Origin of the sequence: Tenacibaculum piscium, assembly GCF_021390715.1 — a bacterium.
GTDB classification, from domain to species: domain Bacteria; phylum Bacteroidota; class Bacteroidia; order Flavobacteriales; family Flavobacteriaceae; genus Polaribacter; species Polaribacter piscius.
Genome location: NZ_JAJGWT010000027.1, coordinates 1 through 3,041, shown reverse-complemented (window position 1 = coordinate 3,041; position 3,041 = coordinate 1). Strand labels below are relative to the sequence as shown.

Genomic DNA, 3,041 nt, shown 5'->3' with positions numbered 1-3,041 from the left:
GGTTTACGGTACGGGTTCTTATAATCTGAAGCTTAGAGGTTTTTCTTGGAAGCCTTTAGGCACACTATCAACGCATCCGAAGATTTGTTGTACTATCACATTTCACCTAGATCTGCGGATTTGCCTACAGTTCCAATAGCTACATGTTTCAACGAACTATTCCGTCAGTTCGCGGTGCTTTCATTACTCCGTCACCCCATCGCAATTATAAGAAGTACAGGAATATTAACCTGTTATCCATCGACTACTCCCTTCGGATTCGCCTTAGGACCCGACTAACCCTCAGCTGATTAGCATCGCTGAGGAAACCTTAGTCTTTCGGTGAGGGGGTTTCTCGCCCCCTTTATCGTTACTTATGCCTACATTTTCTTTTCTATCCGCTCCAGCATCCCTTACAGAACACCTTCGGCGCAAATAGAATGCTCCCCTACCACTTACGTGTCTTTCAACGTAAATCCATAGCTTCGGTAATATGTTTATGCCCGATTATTATCCATGCAAAACCGCTCGACTAGTGAGCTGTTACGCACTCTTTAAATGAATGGCTGCTTCCAAGCCAACATCCTAGCTGTCTAAGCAGTTTCACCTCGTTAGTTCAACTTAACATATATTTGGGGACCTTAGCTGATGGTCTGGGTTCTTTCCCTCTCGGACATGGACCTTAGCACCCATGCCCTCACTGCTGAGTAACATTTTATAGCATTCGGAGTTTGTCAGGAATTGGTAGGCGGTGAAGCCCCCGCATCCAATCAGTAGCTCTACCTCTATAAAACTTTCGCTCAACGCTGCACCTAAATGCATTTCGGGGAGTACGAGCTATTTCCGAGTTTGATTGGCCTTTCACCCCTACCCACAGGTCATCCAAAGACTTTTCAACGTCAACTGGTTCGGTCCTCCACTGTATGTTACTACAGCTTCAACCTGCCCATGGGTAGATCACTCGGTTTCGCGTCTACTACTACTAACTATGGTCGCCCTATTCAGACTCGCTTTCGCTACGGCTCCGGACCTTAAATCCTTAACCTTGCTAGTAACAGTAACTCGTAGGCTCATTATGCAAAAGGCACGCCGTCACACAGTTAATGTGCTCCGACCGCTTGTAGGCGTACGGTTTCAGGTTCTATTTCACTCCCTTACTTAGGGTTCTTTTCACCTTTCCCTCACGGTACTAGTTCACTATCGGTCTTTCAGGAGTATTTAGCCTTACCGGATGGTCCCGGTGGATTCATACAGGATTACTCGTGTCCCGCACTACTCAGGGTACTGCTATATTATCTTCGATTACCTATACTAGACTATCACTATCTTTGGTTTGTCTTTCCAGACAATTCTAGTTCTCTAAGATTCTAATGTCGCAGCCCTACAACCCCAATACTGCCGTAACAGTATTGGTTTGGGCTAATCCGCGTTCGCTCGCCACTACTAACGGAATCACTATTGTTTTCTCTTCCTCCGGTTACTTAGATGTTTCAGTTCACCGGGTTTGCCCCCTTTCGGGTGACATGTCTTCAACATGCCGGGTTGCCCCATTCGGAAATCTACGGATTATAAGGTATGTGCCCCTCCCCGTAGCTTATCGCAGCTTATCGCGTCCTTCATCGCCTCTGAAAGCCTAGGCATCCGCCATACGCCCTTATTTAGCTTATTGTACTTTTTGCTCTAAATATTACTATTTAGAACGAGCTCTTTATAATTATTTATTTTTATAAAAATATTGTTGTTAATCCGAAGATTAACTTCTCTATCTTGATTTCTTTACGATATCATTTTACCAATATGTCAATGAACTTTGTGGCATTTTAATGCCATACAATACTCTTGGAAATAATTGCTTATCTCCAGGCATTGCCTGGTGGAGAATATCAGAGTCGAACTGATGACCTCTTGCGTGCAAGGCAAGCGCTCTAGCCAACTGAGCTAATCCCCCATTATAAACTCTAGAATACTATTCAGAATTTGAATGTCGAATCCTCTAATCTCTAGAATTTCCTTCCTAATAATTTGCCTTTTTGTAGTCCCGGGCAGACTCGAACTGCCGACCTCTACATTATCAGTGTAGCGCTCTAACCAGCTGAGCTACGAGACTATGTATAGCTTATTATTAGTGTTTTTTAAAATTAACAGCAAAGAGTAAAATTTCCCTTTTGTAACTCACCATCTTTCTCTAGAAAGGAGGTGTTCCAGCCGCACCTTCCGGTACGGCTACCTTGTTACGACTTAGCCCTAGTTACCAGTTTTACCCTAGGTCGCTCCTTGCGGTAACGAACTTCAGGCACCCCCAGCTTCCATGGCTTGACGGGCGGTGTGTACAAGGCCCGGGAACGTATTCACCGGATCATGGCTGATATCCGATTACTAGCGATTCCAGCTTCACGGAGTCGAGTTGCAGACTCCGATCCGAACTGTGATATGGTTTATAGATTCGCTCCTGGTCGCCCAGTGGCTGCTCATTGTCCATACCATTGTAGCACGTGTGTAGCCCAGGACGTAAGGGCCGTGATGATTTGACGTCATCCCCACCTTCCTCACGGTTTGCACCGGCAGTCTCGCTAGAGTCCTCAGCATTACCTGTTAGCAACTAACAATAGGGGTTGCGCTCGTTATAGGACTTAACCTGACACCTCACGGCACGAGCTGACGACAACCATGCAGCACCTTGTGATCTGTCCGAAGAAAACTCTATCTCTAAAGCTGTCAGACCACATTTAAGCCCTGGTAAGGTTCCTCGCGTATCATCGAATTAAACCACATGCTCCACCGCTTGTGCGGGCCCCCGTCAATTCCTTTGAGTTTCAGTCTTGCGACCGTACTCCCCAGGTGGGATACTTATCACTTTCGCTTAGTCACTGAACCGAAGTCCAACAACTAGTATCCATCGTTTACGGCGTGGACTACCAGGGTATCTAATCCTGTTCGCTCCCCACGCTTTCGTCATGTACAGTAAATCAAGGGCTTCAAATTCCAATATCTAAGAGGTTTAAATCTAATGGAGAAAATAGATATTTCTATATTACAGTTCAGTTTTTAAAGGAAAGTCATAA

At 45.4% G+C, this 3,041-nt stretch carries 2 tRNA genes and 2 rRNA genes; all 4 read right to left on the bottom strand.

Annotation, left to right across the window (positions count from 1 at the left end):
* Positions 1 to 1,647: ribosomal RNA gene (locus L0U77_RS11750) — 23S ribosomal RNA — on the bottom strand; the annotation flags it as partial.
* A 203-nt stretch (positions 1,648 to 1,850) separates the two neighbouring features.
* A tRNA-Ala gene (locus tag L0U77_RS11745) sits at positions 1,851 to 1,927 on the bottom strand.
* An 85-nt stretch (positions 1,928 to 2,012) separates the two neighbouring features.
* Positions 2,013 to 2,086 (bottom strand) — tRNA-Ile (locus tag L0U77_RS11740).
* A gap of 82 nt (positions 2,087 to 2,168) precedes the next feature.
* Positions 2,169 to 3,041, bottom strand: a 16S ribosomal RNA gene (locus L0U77_RS11735); the annotation flags it as partial.